12 protein-coding genes are annotated in these 15,942 nt (G+C 66.9%); 7 read left to right on the top strand and 5 right to left on the bottom strand.

What is annotated here, in order from left to right:
* Positions 1–138: 138 nt before the first annotated feature.
* A complete protein-coding gene (locus SX243_06865; GenBank protein MDY7092677.1) occupies positions 139–1,539 on the bottom strand; it encodes a sulfatase in 1,401 nt (466 codons plus the stop codon).
* A gap of 345 nt (positions 1,540–1,884) precedes the next feature.
* Here SX243_06865 and SX243_06860 point away from each other — a divergent pair, with 345 nt between their 5' ends.
* The 7 genes from SX243_06860 (at position 1,885) to SX243_06830 (ending at position 11,183) form a co-directional block, all read left to right on the top strand.
* Positions 1,885–2,952 (top strand): efflux RND transporter periplasmic adaptor subunit, encoded by a 1,068-nt coding sequence (locus SX243_06860; protein ID MDY7092676.1) that lies wholly within the window; start codon positions 1,885–1,887, stop codon positions 2,950–2,952.
* 4 nt (positions 2,953–2,956) lie between these two features.
* Positions 2,957–6,100, top strand: a complete 3,144-nt coding sequence (locus tag SX243_06855; GenBank protein ID MDY7092675.1) for an efflux RND transporter permease subunit — start codon at positions 2,957–2,959, stop codon at positions 6,098–6,100.
* A 57-nt stretch (positions 6,101–6,157) separates the two neighbouring features.
* Positions 6,158–7,525, top strand: coding sequence for a UDP-3-O-acyl-N-acetylglucosamine deacetylase (lpxC, locus tag SX243_06850; protein ID MDY7092674.1), 1,368 nt, complete (start codon positions 6,158–6,160; stop codon positions 7,523–7,525).
* A gap of 145 nt (positions 7,526–7,670) precedes the next feature.
* Positions 7,671–8,561 carry a phosphate ABC transporter substrate-binding protein gene (locus tag SX243_06845; GenBank protein MDY7092673.1) on the top strand — a complete coding sequence of 297 codons (891 nt, stop codon included), beginning with the start codon at positions 7,671–7,673 and terminating at the stop codon, positions 8,559–8,561.
* The gene (gene pstC / locus SX243_06840; protein MDY7092672.1) at positions 8,542–9,408 is read left to right on the top strand and encodes a phosphate ABC transporter permease subunit PstC; all 867 of its coding nucleotides are present in this window, start codon (positions 8,542–8,544) and stop codon (positions 9,406–9,408) included. Before SX243_06845 ends, pstC begins: the two co-directional genes overlap by 20 nt.
* Positions 9,409–9,478: 70 nt before the next feature.
* On the top strand, positions 9,479–10,291 hold the full coding sequence (gene pstA, locus SX243_06835) for a phosphate ABC transporter permease PstA (protein ID MDY7092671.1): 813 nt from the start codon (positions 9,479–9,481) through the stop codon (positions 10,289–10,291).
* 52 nt (positions 10,292–10,343) lie between these two features.
* Positions 10,344–11,183 (top strand): phosphate ABC transporter ATP-binding protein, encoded by an 840-nt coding sequence (locus SX243_06830; protein MDY7092670.1) that lies wholly within the window; start codon positions 10,344–10,346, stop codon positions 11,181–11,183.
* 47 nt (positions 11,184–11,230) lie between these two features.
* On the opposite strand, the gene SX243_06825 is transcribed toward SX243_06830, so the two are convergent.
* From SX243_06825 to SX243_06810, 4 genes are all read right to left on the bottom strand, one after another.
* Entirely contained in the window at positions 11,231–12,058 is an 828-nt protein-coding gene (locus SX243_06825) for an SAM-dependent methyltransferase (protein ID MDY7092669.1), read from the bottom strand.
* Between the two features lie 69 nt (positions 12,059–12,127).
* Positions 12,128–12,370, bottom strand: a complete 243-nt coding sequence (locus SX243_06820; GenBank protein MDY7092668.1) for a hypothetical protein — start codon at positions 12,368–12,370, stop codon at positions 12,128–12,130.
* Between the two features lie 182 nt (positions 12,371–12,552).
* Complete coding sequence (locus SX243_06815; protein ID MDY7092667.1) at positions 12,553–15,024, bottom strand: two-component regulator propeller domain-containing protein; 2,472 nt, start codon at positions 15,022–15,024, stop codon at positions 12,553–12,555.
* The coding region (locus SX243_06810) for an ATP-binding protein (protein MDY7092666.1) at positions 15,014–15,942 on the bottom strand (929 nt) is incomplete at its 5' end. The genes SX243_06815 and SX243_06810, both read right to left, overlap by 11 nt.

Genomic DNA, 15,942 nt, shown 5'->3' with positions numbered 1-15,942 from the left:
GGAAGATCTGGTGAGGGGACGCCGGGAGATGGCCAAAAACCAACAATAACCAACAATTGGCACCTCCCTTAGGTAGGAGATGTCTAAGAACCAACAAATGGCACCCCCCTTGGGGAGGTTGGGGCAGTAGATGGGTGTCTAGTCGAGGTAGCCCAGGGCGCGGAGTTGTTCTCGGGATTCCTCGTCCAGCGCCGGGGCCGGCAGGTTGTCGGCGGCGGTGAGGCCTTCGTTGACCTGGCCGAGCCAGGTGGCGAGGGTGGCGGAGGCCTCGGAGCTCTGGGTGACCAGGTTCTTTTGCTCACCGGGGTCGGTGCTCAGATCGTAGGCGCGGTGTTTATCGTTGCCTTTGATGCGCAGCACTTCTTTGCGCTGGCCTTCGACTATGGCGACTTCGAGCAGTCCCTTTCGGCGGGCGCGGTCTTCGTCTTTGGGGGAGTGGACGGCGCCGCGGTGGGCTTGATGGTGGGTGGTGCGTTGGAGAGGCTGCTCTTGGTCTCCGTGCAGGATGGGGGTCCAGTCGAGGCCTTGAAAGCCCTCGGGAATGGGCAGGCCGATGAGGCCGAGGACGGTGGGGGCGATGTCGAGGTTGGTGGACGGAGCCCGCACCACCTGGGGGGGAATGGTGCCGGGCCAGGTGATGGAGAGGGGGATTCGAAGGTTTTCTTCCCACAGGTGGCGGCCGTGGCCCCAATAGCCGTGCTCGCCGAGGTTCTCGCCGTGGTCGGAGGCGAAGACGACGACGGTGCGGTTCTTGGGGTAGAGCTCTTCGACGGTGGCCAGGAGCTCGCCGATGGCCTGGTCGACGAAGCCCACCTCGGTGTCGTAGCGGTCGGATTTGCTCAGCTCGCCGCCCCCCAGCCGGAGACGTTCCGCCTGCTCCTCGTGAAGACGGTAGGGGGCGTGGGGCTCGACGTAGTGCACCCAGGCGAGGAAGGGCCGGCGGCCCTGGTTCTCGGCGTGGTCGCGAATCCACTGGGAGGCTTCGGTGGTGACGTCTTCAGCGGTGGCCTCGGAGTTCATCAGGCCGAACCACCGCTTGCGGGTGAAGACCTCGACGTACTCCTCGAAATGCTCGTCCAGGCCTGACAGACGGCTGCGCAGGGTCCAGTTGCTCACCAGGGCGGCGGTGCGGTAGCCGCGCTGGCCGAGGACCGTGCCGAGAGAGGTCAGGCCGGGGCGCACCGCCAGGCCGTTGCGGGTAGCGCCGTGGTCGTGAGGGTGGACGGAGGTCAGCATCGAGGCCAGCGAGGGACCGGTGAGGGGCTCGACACAACGAGCTTCGTCGAAGCGTGCGCCTTGCTGGATCAGCCGGTCCAGGGCCGGGGAGGTTTTGCGGTGATAGCCATAGGCGGAGACGCGGTCGGTGCGCAGGGTGTCGACGGTGATCACCAGCACGTTGGGAAACCGCGGCGGCGGCTCTTGAGCTTGGAGGGCGAAGGGCTCCCCGGCGAAGCTCACTGCCAGCAGCAGGAGAACGAGGAGTCGGGAGGGGTTGAAGGTGGTGGAGAAACGCTGATGAAGGTGCGGCAATCGATCCATGAACCCTGCTCGAAAATTCTGGTTGGGAGGGGCCGGTGTTCCTGCCGGCGGGGATAGCCTCGGAGGCAGGACGGGCCATGTAGAAGGATAAGAATACTTCCTCGATGGCGCTGGGTGCAAACACTTCCGGGAAGCCCGCTGGGTGGTTGAGAGATTCCGGCGCTGGCCGAAGAACCTTTGCCTACGATCTACGTAGTAGACTTTTTGGTGCGGGGCTCATCGCTCCGCGGTGCTCTATTCAATCCTCGACGGCACAGCGCCCGGCGCGGCGCGATCCGGGCTTCCCATGAGCTCCTCGATTTCCGCTGGAAGAGCTCGGGGAGCCCTGGCTTCATGGAGATAATAGTGAAACGAACTTGGTGGATAGCAATCCTGGTGCTCGCCCTCGCGGGCTGGGGGGTGTGGCAGTGGAGCGAGGGGGGCCGGGGCGCTTCGGCGGGGGGACCGCCGCCAGCGGCGGCGGGAGGGACGAAGGAGCCCAAGGCACTGCGGGTCGACGTTCACCGGGTCGAAGCCCAGCCGTTGACCGAGGCGGTGACGGCCACCGGTGAGGTGCGCGCCAGCGAGCGAGTAGAGCTCACCGCTTCCGCCGCCGGCCGGGTGCAGAGCATCTTCTTCGCAGAAGGGACTAGGGTGCGCCGCGGCGAGGTGCTGGTCAAGATCGAGGACAGCGAGCTCCGGGCCCAGCTCCAACGCGCCGAGGTGGAGCGGCAGCTGGCGGAAACCCGGGAGCGCCGGGCGAAGCGGCTGCTGGACGAGGAGACCATCAGCCAGGAAACCTACGACGAGGCTTCCGCCGACCTCGATTCGTTGGCAGCGGAGATCGAGCTGATCCAGGCTCGTCTCGACAAGACCCAGGTGCGGGCGCCCTTTTCCGGCGTGGTGGGGCTGCGGCGGATCAGCGAGGGAGCCTACGTGACGCCGTCGGATCCGCTGGCGACGCTGCAGAGCCTGGACCCGGTGAAGATCGATTTCTCGGTGCCGGAGAAATACGCCGGCCGGGTGCGGGATGGTCAGGAGATTATCTTCACCGTCGCCGGCAGCGACCAAGAGCACCAGGGCACCATTTACGCTCTGGAGCCGGCGGTGGATTCGGAGACCCGCTCCCTGCAGCTGCGGGCGCGCAGTCCCAATCCCGATCGCAGCCTGGTGCCCGGCGCCTTCGCCCAGGTTCGGCTGGTGCTCGACACCCGTCCGGAGGCACTGTTGGTGCCCAGTCTGTCGCTGGTGCCGGAACTCGGACGCACCACCGTCTTCGTGGTGGAGGACGGCGTCGCCCGCCAGCGGGAGGTGTCCATCGGAGCGCGCCTGGAGAGTCAGGTGGAGATCGTCCGCGGCCTGGAGCCGGGGGATCTGGTACTGACCTCGGGACTCCAGCAAGTTCAGCCCGGTGCGGCGGTGGAGGCGCGCTAGAGCCATGAGCCTGTACTCCATCAGCGTCCGCCGCCCGGTTTTGGCGGTGGTGATGTCGTTGGTCATCGTCCTCTTCGGCGTCATCGGATTCCTGTCCTTGGGCGTGCGCGAGTTCCCGTCGGTGGACGCGCCGGTCATCAGCGTCACCACCAGCTACACCGGCGCCAACGCCGACGTGGTGGAGTCCCAGATCACCCAGCCCCTGGAGGAGGAGGTCAATTCGGTGGCGGGGATCCGCTCCCTGACCTCCATCAGCCGCGAGGGTCGGAGCACGCTGCGGGTGGAATTCGATCTCGGGGTGGACCTGGAGACCGCCGCCAACGACATCCGGGACCGGGTGTCCCGGGCGGTGCGCCAGCTGCCGCCGGAGGCGGATCCGCCGTCGGTGTCCAAGGCCGATGCCGACTCGCCGCCGATCATCTTCCTCAACATCCAGAGCGATCACCGGGATTTGCTCGAGCTCACCGCCATTGCGGAGAACGACTTCAAGGAGCGGGTGCAGACCATCACCGGGGTCAGCGAGGTGGATATCTGGGGCTCCAAACGGCCGGCCATGCGGCTGTGGATGGATCCCGCCAAGCTCGCCGCCTATGGCTTGACGCCGGTGGATGTGCGGGACGCTCTGCGGCGGGAGAATGTTGAGCTGCCCTCCGGCCGCATCGAGGGCGGCGAGGTGGAGCTGACGGTGCGCACCCGTGGCCGGCTGCTGACGGTGGAGGATTTCAACGATCTGGTGATCAAGCAGGACGGGGTGCGGCTGGTGCGCTTTTCCGACATCGGCCAGGCGGAGATCGGGCCGGAGAATCTGCGCACCATCCTCAAGCGCGACGGCGTGCCCATGGTGGGGGTGGTGCTGCGGCCCCAGCCCGGTGCCAATCAGATCGAGATCGTCGACGAGTTCTACCGGCGGGTGGCGCAGATCGAGAAGGATCTGCCGGAGGACATCCAGCTGGGGGTGGGCTTCGATACCAGCGACTACATCCGCGAGTCGGTGGCGGAGGTGCAGCAGACCATCTTCGTGGCCCTCAGCCTGGTGGTGCTGATCATCTTCGCTTTCCTGCGGGACTGGCGCACTACGGTGATTCCGGCGGTGGTGATTCCGGTCTCCCTCACCGGCGCCTTCTTCATCATGTACGCCGCTGGATTCTCCATCAATGTCCTCACCCTGCTGGGGTTGGTGCTGGCCATCGGGCTGGTGGTGGATGACGCCATCGTGGTGCTGGAGAATATTTACGCCAAGATCGAGGACGGGATCGAGCCCCAGCAGGCGGGCATCGAGGGAACCCGGGAGATCTTCTTCGCCGTCATCTCCACCACCCTGGCGCTGGTGGCGGTGTTCATGCCCATCTTGTTCATGGGCGGCCTCACCGGCCGGCTGTTCCGCGAGTTCGGCGTCACCCTGGCGGGGGCGGTGGTGATCTCCTCCTTCATCGCCCTCACCCTCACCCCCATGCTCAGCACTCGGTTGCTCCACCGGCGGAGCGGTCATTCCCGCTTCTATCATTGGAGCGAGCCCTTCTTCCGCCGCCTCACCTCCGGCTACCGCAGTTCCCTGGAAGCCTTCCTGCGCCACCGCTGGCTCGCCCTGGTGATCATCGCCGCCTGCGCCGGGGTGATCTTCTGGGTCGGCCGCAGCTTGCCCCAGGAGCTGGCGCCGCTGGAGGATCGGGGACGTGTTCGGATGAACGTCACCGCTCCGGAAGGCGCCTCCTATGAGTACATGGAGGACTACATGGACCGGCTGGTGGCGCTGGTGCAGGAGGAGGTGCCGGAGCTGCAAGCGGTGATCTCCGTGACCTCGCCGGGCTTCGGCGCCAGCTCTTCGGTGAACTCGGGCTTCGTGCGCCTGATCCTCTCGCCGGCGGAGGAGCGTCAGCGCAGCCAGCAGGAGATCTCCGACGATCTGTCGGAGGCGGTGCAGCGGCTCAACGGGGCGCGGGTCTTCGTCTCCCAGGAGCAGACCATCGGCTCTTCCCGCCGCGGGCTGCCGGTGCAATACGTGCTGCAGGCGCCGAGCTTCGAGAAGCTGCGGGAGGTGTTGCCGGAGTTTCTGCAGGCGGCGGACGAGGAACCGCGCTTTTCGGCGGTGGATGTGGACCTCAAATTCAACAAGCCCGAGCTGGAGGTGCATATCGACCGCGATCGGGCGCGCAATCTGGGAGTCTCGGCGCTGGATATCGCGGACACCTTGAACGCCGCCCTCAGCGGTCAGCGCTTCGGCTACTTCCTCCGCGGTGGCAAGCAATATCAGGTGGTGGGGCAGGTGCAGCGGGGGGCCCGGGACGAGCCGCTGGATCTGCGCTCGCTGCACGTACGGGCTGCCGATGGGCGGCTAGTGCAGTTGGACAATTTGGTGCGCCTGGAGGAGACCAGCAGTCCGCCCCAGCTTTACCATTACAACCGCTATGTCTCCGCCACCGTCTCCGCCGGCCTCGCCCGCGGCGTCCCCATGGGCGAGGGCATCGCCGCCATGGACGCCATCGGCTCCCGGGTGCTGGACGAGACCTTCAGCACCGCCCTCACCGGCCCGTCCCGGGATTTCACCGAGAGCTCGTCGAGCCTTGGCTTCGTCTTTCTCTTGGCCCTGGTGCTGATGTACCTGGTGCTGGCGGCACAATTCGAGAGCTTCCGGGATCCCTTCACCATCATGCTCACGGTGCCGCTGGCGCTGTGCGGAGCGATGGTGGCACTGGCCCTCACCGGCGAAACCCTCAATGTCTTCAGCCAGATCGGTTTGATCATGCTCATCGGGTTGGTGACCAAGAACGGCATTCTCATCGTCGAATTCGCCAACCAGCGGCGTAGCCGCGACGCCGATTTGCTCACCGCGGTGCAGAAGGCCGCGGCGGCGCGGTTCCGGCCGGTGTTGATGACCAGCCTGTCCACCATTCTGGGCATCCTGCCCCTGGCGCTGGCCCTGGGGGCGGGCTCCGAGAGCCGCGCCTCCATGGGCATCGCGGTGATCGGCGGCCTGCTCCTGGGGAGCCTGCTGACCCTCTATGTGATCCCCGCCGTCTATACCTGGATCGCCGCGCCGGCGACGGAGCGGGAGAGCAGCCCCGCGGCAGGGCGGGAGGCCGGCTCTGCGGTGCCGGACGAGGAGGAGGATGACGTACCGTCGGCCCTCCCCGGACCCGCTGGGGTATGATCGACGCGCCCTCGCGGCCCGCCTGCGAAACGGGCCGAGGAACGGAGGATCCCGCCTATGGCCAGAGCCAGCAATCGACAAGACGCCCGCCCGTCCGGCGCCCATGAAGCGGGCGCTCAACAACAAGTCCTGATCGTCGACGACCAACCCGGCATTCTCTCCACTCTCTCCAACATCTTGGAGGACGAGGGCTATGAGGCCTTGGGCACCGACAGCGGTGAGGAGGCTCTACGCATCTACCGCGAGCAGCGGCCGGATGTCGTCTTCCTCGATATCTGGCTGCCGGACCGGGACGGCCTGGAGACGCTGCAGGCCCTCCGGGACCTGGATCCCACCGCGGCGGTGGTGATGATTTCCGGCCACGGCACCACCTCCACGGCGGTACGGGCCATCAAGCTCGGAGCCTATGACTACATCGAGAAGCCCCTGTCCTATCAGCGGGTGATGGATGCTGTCACCGGCGCCCTGGGACTGCGCCGGCAGGACGCCGGCCCTGCAAAGGTCGCGGACAATCTGGAGGCTGCCAACCTCGAAGGCAAAGCGGTGGGCGTGGAGCCGCAGCGGCGCCTGGAAGCTCCGCCGCTGCTGCCCCAAGTGCAGGTGTCGGAGCGCCCCCAGCGCACCCTCAGCACCAACAAGGTGATCTACGGGCTGGGCCTGCATTCGGGCACCCGCACCGGGCTGGTGCTCCAGCCGCTGCCGCCGGATAGCGGCATCCACCTCCAGACCATTCCCTCCGGCACCCTGATCCCCGCCCACGTCAGCCACGTGGGGGACACCGACTACGCCACCACCTTGGATCGGGACGGCGAGAATATTCGCACCGTCGAGCATCTGCTCTCAGCGCTCCATGCCGCCGGCATCACCAATCTGTTGATCAAGGTCCACGGTGAGGTGCCGGTGCTCGACGGCTCGGCGGCGGAGTTCTGTCGCACTCTGCGGGAGGTAGGTATCGCGGACCAGGACGCGCCCCGCCGGGAGCTGGTGGTGGATCGCCGCTACGAGGTGGGGGAGGGGGAGAAAAGCCTGGTGGCGGAGCCCTACGATGGCTTCTGCGTTTCCTACCAGCTGCGCTACCCGGCGCCGGTGGGGGAGCAGCACTACGAGTTCGAGATGGACAGCTTCGAGGCCTACGAACGGGAGATCGCCCCGGCCCGTACCTTCGGTTTCATGCGCGATCTGAAGATGCTCAACGAGCTGGGGTTGGGGTCCGGTGGTCGGCTGGACAATTTCATCTTGGTGGGCGAGGACAACGTCATCAACACCGAGCTGCGTTTTCCCGACGAGTTCGCCCGCCACAAGATCCTCGACATCGTCGGCGATCTCTACATGCTCGGCTACCCCATCCGCGGCAAGATCACCGCCCGCCTCACCGGTCACCGCGACAACATCGCGATGCTGCGAGCGATCCAAGCGGCGAGCTGATCCGAATACCTCATTGAACACGGCTTGGGAGCGCGGCCTCGTCCGCGCGGCCTAGTCCGTGCGGCCTAGTCCGTGCGCCTCGAGCATTCAAGTGTCCGGCCTCCCGGTAGCGGAGGAGAGCGCTGCAACGATGGAGAAGGGTTGCATGCATCGAAGTCATGACGACTGCACGAGAGCCCGGGAAGGTCGCCGGGGAGTGGCCGCGTGGGGGGCGGTGGTTCTGCTGATTTTGGCCGCGTGCTCCGGCGGTCAGGAACCCGGGGACGCCGACCGCCTCCAGGGGCGGCTGGTACTCACCGGCTCGAGCACGGTGGCGCCCTTGGCAGGGGAGATCGCCAAGCGTTTCGAAGCGGAGCATGCCGGCGTACGAGTGGACGTTCAGACCGGCGGCTCGTCCCGGGGCATCGCCGACGTCCGCCGGGGAACGGCGGATATCGGCATGGTCTCCCGGGCCCTGGCGCCGGAGGAGGCGGATCTCGACTCCCACACCGTCGCCCTCGACGGCGTCACCCTCATCGTCCACGGCAGCAATCCGGTGGCGGAGCTCGACGCAGACCAGGTGGTGGCCATCTACACCGGCGAGGTGGCGGATTGGTCGGAGGTGGGTGGGGAGCCCGGTCCCATCACTGTGGTGCACAAGGCGGAGGGACGCTCGACGTTGGAGGTCTTCCTGGAGCATTTTGGCCTCGACAACCGTCAAGTGCAGCCGACGGTGATCATCGGCGACAACCAACAAGGGGTGCAGACGGTGCTCGGGGATCCCAACGCCCTGGGCTATGTCTCCATCGGCGCGGCGCAAGTAGAGGTGGATCGGGGGGGCGCGCTCAAGTTGTTGCCCCTGGGGGGAGTGGCTCCGTCGGTGGCCAGCGTCCGGGACGGCTCGTTCCCTCTCTCTCGCCAGCTCAACTTGGTGACCTTGGGACCGGTGTCGCCGCTGGCTCGGGCGTTCCTCGACTACTCTCGTTCTCCGGCGGTGTACGACCTGGTGGAGGCTCAATATTTCGTCACGGTCGACCTTGGCAGCGACGCCGGCTGATCGCGCTCTGCGCTGGGGCACCGGCACGCTGGCGGCCCTGGCCGCCGGTGTGATGGGGTTGATCCTGATCTTCCTGGCTCGGGACGCCTGGCCGGCGCTGTCGTCGGTGGGATTGGAGCGTTTCTTCGGCGACCCGTCCTGGCATCCCACCGGGGGAGCGCAGGCGGGGTCCTTCAACCTCACTCCCATGCTTGCCGGTACCCTCGCCGCCAGCTTCGGCGCCTTGGTCTTGGCGACGCCGGCGGGGATCCTCGCCGCCCTCTTCTGCCGCTACTACGCCCCGCCCTCGATCGGTGGGATCTTCCGCCGTCTGCTGGAGTTGCTGGCGGGCATTCCCTCGGTGGTCTATGGGTTCTGGGGCTTGGTGACCTTGGCGCCGCTGATCCGCCGCTGGGAGCCGCCGGGGCAAAGCCTGCTCACCGGCGTCCTGATCCTGGCGTTGATGATCCTGCCCACCGTCGCCCTGCTCTCGGAGGCGTCGTTGCGGGCGGTGCCGGCGAGCTATCTGCGCGGTGCGGCGGCCCTCGGGCTGGGCCCTTGGGCGACCCTCTCCGGAGTCGTGCTGCCAGCGGCCCGCAACGGCATCGCCGTCGCCGTGCTGCTGGCCACGGGGCGGGCGGTGGGGGAGACCATGGCGCTGCTGATGGTCACCGGCAATGTGGTGCAGGTTCCCGCCAGCGTTTTCGATCCGGTGCGCACCCTCACCGCCAACATCGCTTTGGAGCTCGGCTATGCCTTGGACCACCACCGGTCGGCGCTCTTCGTCAGCGCCCTGGTGTTGATGGCGATGATCGTCGCCCTGGTGGCGGCGGCGGAGTGGCTTGCCCGGGGGCGCCGCCGTGGCTGAAGCGCCGGGTCTGCGCCTGAAGGCCGGCGGAGGGAGCGGCAGCGCCCCTTGGGCGGATCGCTGCGCCGCGGTGGCGGCCTGGGGCGTCGCCTTGGTGATCACCGCGGTCTTCCTGTGGCTGCTGGCGGATCTGGTGCGCCACGGCTTGCCCCAGCTTTCTCTCTCGCTGCTGCTGGAAGCACCGCGGGACGCCGGCCGCGCCGGAGGCCTGGCCCCGATCCTGGTGTCGACCCTGATGATCCTCGCCGTCTGTCTGGCGGTGAGCACCCCCATCGGCCTCGGCACCGCCCTCTTGCTGGCGGAGCTGACCCGCGGAGACGGGCTTTTCGGCACCCTGGTGCGGCGCTCCCTGGACGTGCTGGCGGGGGTTCCCTCCATCGTCTTCGGCCTCTTTGGCAACGCCTTCTTCAGCCTCTATCTGGGGTTGGGCTTTTCGATTCTCTCCGGCGGTTTGACCCTGGCGTGCATGGTCCTGCCGATTCTCATCCGCGCCACCGAGGCCGGCTTTCGCTCGGTGCCCGACGAGTACCGCCGCGCCGCTGCCGCCCTGGGCCTGTCTCGCAGTGCCACCATCTGGCGCATCCTCCTGCCCGCTGCGACGCCGGGGCTGGTGGTGGGGCTGGTGCTGGGCATCGGCCGGGCACTGGCGGAGACGGCAGCGCTGCTCTTCACCAGCGGCTACGTCGACCGCATGCCCGGCTCCTGGCTCGATTCCGGCAGGTCACTGTCGGTGCACATCTATGATCTGGCGATGAACGTTCCCGGCGGCGAGGATCGGGCCTTCGCCGCCGCCCTGGTGCTCATCGCTCTACTCCTGGGGGTGAGTGGTCTTACCTCGTGGATCGCCGAGCGCTGGTTGCACCGGCGGATCACCCGAACCTGAATCCCCAAACCGATGAGCCCAAGCCGATGAGCCGTTCAACGCCGAGGAAGCCATGACCCAAGACCCCCAAGAGCGCCCCTGGACCCAGCACCCCTGGGATCGGCGGGAGGAATGCTGCCCGACCCGCGAACCCTGTCTGGTGGTGCAGGATCTGGCGGTGAGCTATGGCTCCAAGGCCGCGCTACGGGGCGTCTCGCTGCCGGTGCACCGGGGCTGCATCACCGCCGTCATCGGGCCTTCCGGCTGCGGCAAGAGCACCTTCCTGTCGAGCCTCAACCGGCTCACCGATTTGATCCCGGACTGCCGGGTCCAGGGCCGGGTGATGTTGGAAGGGGAGGACGTCCTCGATCCCCACGTCGATTTGTTGCGCCTGCGGCGGCGGGTGGGGATGATCTTCCAGAAGCCCAATCCCTTTCCCCTCTCGGTGCTCAAAAACCTCACCTTCCCGCTGCGGCAACACGGGATCAAGGGCGGCGGGGAGCGCCGGCGGCGAGCCGAAGAGGGGCTGCGGCAGGTGGGGCTGTGGGAGGAAGTGAAGGATCGCCTGGAGGCTCCGGCGGGCAATCTTTCCGGCGGTCAGCAGCAACGGCTGTGTTTGGCCCGGGCGCTGCTGCTGGAGCCGGAGGTGATCCTCCTGGACGAGCCTTGCAGCGCCCTCGATCCCCTCGCCAGTGCCGTGGTGGAGGATCTCATCGAGCGCCTGCGGGGACGCTATACGACGATCATCGTCACTCACAATCTGGCGCAGGCCCGGCGCATCGCCGACGACGTGGCCATGTTCTGGGTCGACGGCGGCAGCGGCACCCTGGTGGAGCACGGCCCGGTGCAGGGCATCTTCGAAGCCCCGCGGCACGAGATCACCGCCGCCTACGTCGCCGGTGCTCGGGGATGAGAGAAGAGTCGTAGGGTGGGCAACCGCCCACCAGGCTGGTCAGGGAACTATTTCACCAGCCCCAGCCGGCGCATCATCTCTTCGTCGGTGGTGCCGGGGGCGGCGGGGGGGACGTAGAGGGTGGAGATGGCGGAGATGTCCGCCTCCATGAGGCGATTCAACGGGCAGGTCTCGATGGACGGCTCGCATACCGCGTATTGGGCCGCGGCGTAGACGGTGACCGGGTGGTCCGCCGGGTAGAACTCCCCCAGGTGCTCGATGAGCACTCGGAGTCCCTGCTCATGGAAGCGTTGTTTGGGGCGGTAGCCGATCTCTCCGATGACCCCGATCTGCCACAGCACCAGGTGGCTGGTGGTGTCGAAGACCCGGCGGCGGACCAGGAAGTCGGTGGCTTCAAAGCTTTGACAGCCGAAGTCGGCGGGGTCGATGCCGAGATCCGCGAACAGGCAGTCCTCGGCGGAGATCCCCGCCAGCATCTCGGCCTCGAAGCCTTCTTCCCGGGCTTCGGCGATGGCTTTGTGGGAGGGGTAGACGAAGACCCCGGGATGGCCATAGAGGGCCATGCAGACGTGCTCACCGGCCCGGACGTAGGCGAGGGTGCGGGCGATCATCTGACGGTAGGAGTCGATGCGCCGCAAGTCTTCCGAGTAGCAGTCTTCGAGGGACTCGTGGCGGGGGTTGAGCTTGCGGATCCAAGCCTTGGTGATGGGATCGGCGACCAGGTAGAGCAGGCGATCCGCCTGCTCCATGGCCGCCCGGGATTCGATGGTGGTCTGGGCCACGGAGCGGATGCCCGTGCCCACTACGACCAGGGAGCCGCGGGAATCCCCTCCACGGCGTTCCTGGCTCTGGGTGGTGAGGTCAGATGTCGACACGGCGGAAACGGGTCCGGAAATCAGCTCGCTGGATTTGACTCGTCACCGCCGTTGGTCGAACGACAGACTTCAGACCGGCAGAGGGAGTTCGGCGACGGTGGACTGAACGAAGATGGGCCGCGGTTCCGTGGGCTCCAGGCCGGAGCTGGCACAGTTGCGGATCTCCTGAGCATCACGACGGACGACGGCGTTGCGCTCGCGGTCTCCGAGTCCCATCTCCGTGGCCACCCGATGGGGGTCCCGGCGGAACTCGCGCAAGCGTGCTGGGTTCTCGGAAAGCTCGATGAGGAAGTCGGTGAGATTGATGGACATGGCGAACCTCCTTTCCTACGGTTCAACAGCTCGGATGCCGACGACCTGACGTCGGTCAGGGCTGTTGATACTTTCAGCTGTAATCATCAGAATTATATTGTAAAAAACGAGCTGTACTTATACCCTAGCAAGTATTTTTCTGCGCGTCAAATACACTTTTTCGGAAATCTGTAAAGTGATGCCTATTTTCGTCCATCCTCGGATTCTGTGCTGGAAAAGTCCGTTTGGGTGGGTTCAGGATCTCCCAGGACGAAACTAAAAATTGTCCCCTCTCCAGACCTGGACTCGTACCAGATGCGCCCTCCGTGGCGGTGGATGAGGGTGCGCACGTAAACCAGGCCCATGCCGTCGCCGGGGGTGTCCGGCAGGCCACCGCGGCCGAAAATGCGGAAGACTTTGGCCCGCTGCTCCTCCGGAATACCGCGGCCGTTGTCGCGCACGTGGAAGTAGGTCCGGCCCCATTTTTCCTGGTGGAAGACCTCGATCTTGCCCGGGCGCTCGGGCACCAGGTAGCGCAGACTGTTGTCCAGGAGCTGGGTCATGATCTCGGCCAGGGAGGTGCGGTCGCCGTAGACCTTGGGGAGCAACCCCACCCGGATGCTGGCGCCGGCCTGCCGACGCTCGGGGGCCAGACCTTCCACCACCTCCAGGGTCAGCTGACGCATGTCTACCATGCCGAGGTCGAGCTCCCGGCGACTGATGCGGGAGAGCTTGAGGACCGGGCCGATGAGACCGTCCATGCGCTCGGAGGCGGATTCGATGAAGCTCAGGGCCTCCGGCATATCCTCGTCGAGGACCTGCCGCGCCCGCTGGCGGAGCTCGTCGTCGACTTTTTCCAGCACTGGCTCGATCTCCTCCTGACCCTCCGTCAGGGCCAGCTTGAGCTCGCCGCTGAAGCCCTTGAGGTTGACCAGGGGAGCCCGCAGATCGTGGGCGGCGATGGCCAGGAAATCCGCCTTCTCGCGGCTCAGGGCTTTGAGCTCCTGGTTGGTTAGCTGCAGCTGACGGTTGGCGAATTCGAGGCGCCGGTTGGTCTCCTCCAGATGATCCCGCTGGCGTTGGATCTCGTCCGTGCGTTCCTCGATGGTGGCCTGGAGCCGTTCCCGCCGCGCCAGCAGGCGTTGCATGCGGAGGGTGAAGAGGAGACGGGCGAAGGCGAGGAGGAGGATGCCGGCGAAGATCTTGAACAGAGTGGTCTGGTAGAAGAGCGGCGGCACTCGGAAACTGAAGGCGGCGGTGCCCACGGGATCCTCACGGCCCGGGAGGAAGGCGGCGACCTGCAGGCTGTATCGGCCCGGCGGCAGGTTGGTGTAGGTGGCGAAGCGCTGAGAGCCGTTGTCGATCCAACGGTCGTCGAAGCCCTCCAAACGATGCCAGAAGCGCAGCAGCCGAGGCTGATGAAAGTCGATGGCGGTGTAGCGCAGCTCGAGCTCCTGGGCTCTGGGGTCGAGACGCAATCCGGGGGCCGGCGGCAGGATCTCGCCGTCCTGGCGCAGGGACTCCACCAGCACCGGAACCTCCCGCACGACGGCCGAGCTGGACTGGTCGAAGAGCATCAGGCCGGCCTTGGAGGTTCCCGCCCAGAGGTGCCCCTGGAGGTCGACGAAGAGGCTGAGCACGGTGGCGCTGGAGGGTTCCGGGGTCAGAGCCCCGGGCTGGAGGATCTCCGCCCGCCGAATCGTCGGCCCGAGCTCCGCCGAGGTGCCGGCGGAGCTGTGGCGGGGCCTCCGCGGCATGGTGAGCAGGCCGTTGCGGGTCCCGAGCCATAGGTCGCCGAGGTGGTCTTCCAGCAATGCGAAGACGATGCGGTCCGCCAGCTCCGGCACCAGCCCCAGCGGCTCGAGGGTCTGGGGGTCGATGCGATTGACCCCGCCGTTGAGGGTGGCGGCCCAGATCTCGGCGCCGCGTCCGGGGCCGATGGCGATGATCAGATCGTCGCTCAGGCCTTCCCGGGTGGTGACGGCGAGGAAGCGCTGCTCGCTGCCTTTCCCCAGGCGGGCCAGGCCGCCCTCGGTACCGACCCACAGCCGGCCTTCGGGGTCGGTCCAAAGGGTTTGGATGGTGTTGTGGGGCAGCCCGTCGGCGGTGGTGAAGGTAGTGAGGCTGGCGCCGTCCCAGCGGCTGAGGCCGTTGCGGGTGGCGATCCACAGGTGGCCGTGGAGGTCGAGGGTCAGGTCCTGAATGGTCTGGTCGAGGCGGCCGTCGCTGCCGGAAAAGTGGTGGAAGACGCCCTGGCGATAGTAGGTGAGCCCCCGCGGGGTGGCGATCCACAGCGTGCCGCCGGCGTCGATGGCCAGGGCGTTGATCAGGTTGTGCTCCAGTTGGGGCGTATTGAGGCGGTCGAAGACGTTGAAGCGCAGGCCGTCGAAACGGGCCAGCCCTTCCTGGGTGCCGATCCACAGATAGCCGAGGGGGTCCTGGGCGATGGCGGTGACGGTGTTCTGGGGCATGCCGTCAACGGAGCGCCAGATCTGCCAGTCGGGACCGCTGAGGGAATGGGCGGCGGCATGGTTCGGCACCAGGGCGAGTAGCGGCAGCAGGCCCAGGAGGCATCGGGACAGGCTCCGCAGCATCGCTGAGAAGGCTGGAACCGGCCGGCCGTGCCCCGTCAAAACATGCGCCGTCAAGCCGTGGGCCGTCAGATCACGCGCCATGGGTCTGGTCCCGATGTCGCTTGGGCAGGCTGAAGCTGAAGACCGTTCCCTGGTTCTCTTCGCTCTCGAACCAGATCCGCCCGCCGTGACGCTCGATGAGGGTACGGACGAAGGCCAGTCCCACGCCTTCGCCGGGAACGTCCCCGGCACCGGCGCGGCCGAAGATTTTGAACACCTGATGCGCCTGGTCTTCGGCGATGCCGCGGCCGTTGTCGCGGACGTGGATCACCACCTCCGAACCCTGCTCTTCGGCGCTGATCTCCACCCGCCCCGGCCGCTGGGGGTCGAGGTAGTTGACGGCGTTGTTGAGTAGGTTCTCCATCACCTGCTTCATGGAGCCGCGATCCGCCTGCACCACCGGCAGGTCGCCCACCGTCACCCGCACCCGATTGCGCGAGATCTGGTAGGTCAGACTGCGCAGGGTCTCGTGGACCAAGGCGCGCATATCCACCGGCTGTAACACCAGCTTCTGCCGCCCCAGCTGGGAGAGGGCGAGGAGGGCGTCGATGAGCTGGTCCATGCGCTCGGTCGAGCTGTCGATGAAGCCCAGAGCCTCGGGCATGTCCTCGACGAAGGCCATGTGCAGTCGGCGGCGGGCGCGGGCGTCGAGGTGCTTCTCGCCGGCGGCCAGGACCTCGCCCAAGACCTTCAGGGCGCCGTGGATCTCCCCGGCGAAGCCCTTGAGGTTGACCAGCGGGGTGCGCAAGTCGTGGGCGGCGATGGCCAGGAAGTCGGCGTTCTCCCGGTCCAGGTTGGCCAGCTCGTCGTTGATCCGCCGCAGCTGCCGGTTGGCGTGGGCCAGCTGCCGGTTGGCCGCTCCCAGCTCCTCCTTGCGCTCCAGGACCTCGGCGGTGCGCCGGCTGATGATCTCCTCCAGCCGCCGGTTGCGGTCCTGGAGTCGCCGAAAGCGCAGCTGGT

It is taken from the genome of Acidobacteriota bacterium (genome assembly GCA_034211275.1).
In the GTDB taxonomy this organism is placed as follows: Bacteria; Acidobacteriota; Thermoanaerobaculia; order Multivoradales; family JAHZIX01; genus JAGQSE01.
This window is presented reverse-complemented; position numbering and strand designations above follow the sequence as displayed.

Bases quoted from the DNA above. Each gene is read 5' to 3' on its own strand.
- SX243_06865 (MDY7092677.1), bottom strand. From the start codon at position 1,539: ATGGATCGATTGCCGCACCTTCATCAGCGTTTCTCCACCACCTTCAAC.
- SX243_06855 (MDY7092675.1), top strand. From the start codon at position 2,957: ATGAGCCTGTACTCCATCAGCGTCCGCCGCCCGGTTTTGGCGGTGGTG.
- lpxC (MDY7092674.1), top strand. From the start codon at position 6,158: ATGGCCAGAGCCAGCAATCGACAAGACGCCCGCCCGTCCGGCGCCCAT.
- SX243_06845 (MDY7092673.1), top strand. From the start codon at position 7,671: ATGCATCGAAGTCATGACGACTGCACGAGAGCCCGGGAAGGTCGCCGG.
- SX243_06830 (MDY7092670.1), top strand. From the start codon at position 10,344: ATGACCCAAGACCCCCAAGAGCGCCCCTGGACCCAGCACCCCTGGGAT.
- SX243_06820 (MDY7092668.1), bottom strand. From the start codon at position 12,370: ATGTCCATCAATCTCACCGACTTCCTCATCGAGCTTTCCGAGAACCCA.
- SX243_06815 (MDY7092667.1), bottom strand. From the start codon at position 15,024: ATGGCGCGTGATCTGACGGCCCACGGCTTGACGGCGCATGTTTTGACG.